Below are 2294 nucleotides of genomic sequence, written 5' to 3'. Positions count from 1 at the left end.
ATCACTTTCATGTGCTGTGCAAAATGGCTATTTTGTAGTGTGGTAAACGTCAGCATATCCACATTTCCGTCGGCCAATGCGGTACGCATGCGCTGCATTAACGCATTCAGATCGGGCATTTTTTCTTGCAATGCGACCAATTCGTCATAGGCCAGTTGCTGGTCGGCTACCAGACTGCTTGCCTCTATGCCTGCGGTTGTCATTCGATCACGGTATTCTGCCCGAAGCCGGGCACGGGTAGCACGGGCGATTGCGATATTACCCCGATTGCCATTCAATAACGGCAGATTCAGATTGATAAACGGCCCCAACGACCAGATTGATCCGGTATCCCTGAGACTATTGGCGCCAATCGTAATGCCGGGAAACTGGGACAGCACCTCTGCTCGCACTCTGGATTCCTGTGCCTGATAACCGGCCTGTAATGCCAACAGATCCGGGCGTTGCTGATCCAGATGAGCCAGAACGAGCTGGAAATCCTTTTCCTGAATTGGCGTTGTAATCAGTGCTGACAAGCCCTGATCGGGTGGGCTCAATGGAATATCAACTTGCGGAGACAAGCCCAGCAACAGAGCCAGATTGTGCATCGTGCTGCTGCGTTGCCGCCTGGCTTCAAACCATACGGCCTCTGCATCCATCATCGACGTCCGCGCCAGCCCTTCCGTATCCATCGTGACATTGCCCTGATCGAGAGCATCTTTTTGCACCTGCCAGCTGTTTTGCGTTTTTAAAAACTGGGCGTGCGTGAGCTCAATCTGGCTCCCTTGAATCAAAGCCCTACGATAAAGCATGCGCGCCTGTTGAATAATCTGCCACTCCTGCCACAACACTTGCAGATACACGGTGCGAGCCTGTTTCGTAGCCGCACTCTGCCGTGCGCCGCGTGTAATCAGGGACTGCAGATCAAAACCCAGACCGAAACTGTAAGCCGTCACCAGTGCCGGATCATTACCGCGTGGAAAATCGGCAGACACGTTCAGTTGAGGGTCAGGTAATAAACCGGCCTGCATAAGCTGCGCCTGTGCATCTAGGCGTGTGGCCTGCACCGCTGCCAGATGCGGGCTGTTCAGTACAACCAATTGCACAATCTCGATCTCATTCAGTCCATCATCTGTGTTTACACTGCTATTTTTCCACATATCAGGTAACTCGGCATGCTTTGAGCTATCCATGTGCAACTGTTGAAGATCATGGTTGAGTTTGGCTGTTGGCTGCAAAGGCAACGGTTGATAAGTGGCGCAACCCGTGAGCAGAACAATGGGAAACAAGCAGACTGTTATTGACTTCATATTTTATCCTTTGGCTTTAATGTTGATAGCTATGCATCGGTTGAACCAGTCACTAAATTGGTTCGGTGCCGCCCACCAGAACCGAATTCACGCAATATAGGTGCTAACGAATTGGCGGAGTATATCATGGGTCAGTTCACCAGAACCTGCCCATAACATGACCATTTGGTAATATTAGACCTTATGGCTCACTGCTGGGTAGCAGACGGCTAGAAAAGAGGCACTCAGGAAAGCCATGTCTGAACTAATTTAACACCAAAATAGGCCAACATAAGCATAATATAAGCACCGATCACCGCATTGCAGACAGTAGATACAGGCCACGTCATTCTACGTCTTTTTATTTGTAATAGAATTAACACACCTAATGAGAAAATTGATAAAAGGATTTTATGATGCAACAACCCAAAGTGATGAAAATCAACCCACTGCCAGGTTAAACCAGTAATAACACTCAGGGTGAGTAAAATGGTTGAAAATTTAATCTGAGCCATCATGTGTCGTTCTGAAGCCTGCAAGGATGGAATGGCTTTCATGAGTAAAGTTAAACGCTTTGCTTTTAACGATCGATCCATTAATTTCTGAAGGAATGCGAGAATTGTTGCAAATGTTAAGGTGCCATAAGCAAGCAAAGAGATGAGGATATGACCTGTTTCTAGAAAGGATGAGGTTTGTATCCAATTAGGACTATGTGCATTAGGGAGGATGGGAATAAGTAACAGAGAAATGGCTGTAAAAGGTAACAGCAGAAGTCCTAACCCTCGTATACTATGGCGTGATACCCCAATTCCATAAATAACTTGGCTCATCAAGGTAGCCATCGATACACCTGTAGCCAGTGTGAAATTGATCCCATTTACAGTCACTGGGTCAATAATATGAATAGCCCAGACATTCAAAGCAACTGCACCCCAAAGCAAGCCAGTAATTGAACGTGGTTGATTCTTTATTGGTATAACATTCCAATGCATTGCATTATTCCAAAGGATAATGGATGCAGCAAAG

At 47.0% G+C, this 2294-nt stretch carries 2 protein-coding genes; both read right to left on the bottom strand.

What is annotated here, in order from left to right:
- Positions 1-1289, bottom strand: a 1289-nt coding sequence (locus D8Y20_RS13505; RefSeq protein WP_147434109.1) for a TolC family protein, incomplete at its 3' end; no start/stop codon positions are given.
- Between the two features lie 224 nt (positions 1290-1513).
- A partial coding sequence (locus D8Y20_RS13500) for an inner membrane protein YpjD (RefSeq protein ID WP_121544230.1) occupies positions 1514-2294 on the bottom strand: 781 nt, incomplete at its 5' end.

The sequence above is a fragment of the Mariprofundus sp. EBB-1 genome (genome assembly GCF_003665155.1).
Taxonomy (GTDB): Bacteria; Pseudomonadota; Zetaproteobacteria; order Mariprofundales; family Mariprofundaceae; genus Mariprofundus.
The sequence above is the reverse complement of the archived record's forward strand: the minus strand, read 5'-3'. Positions and strand labels throughout refer to the sequence as shown.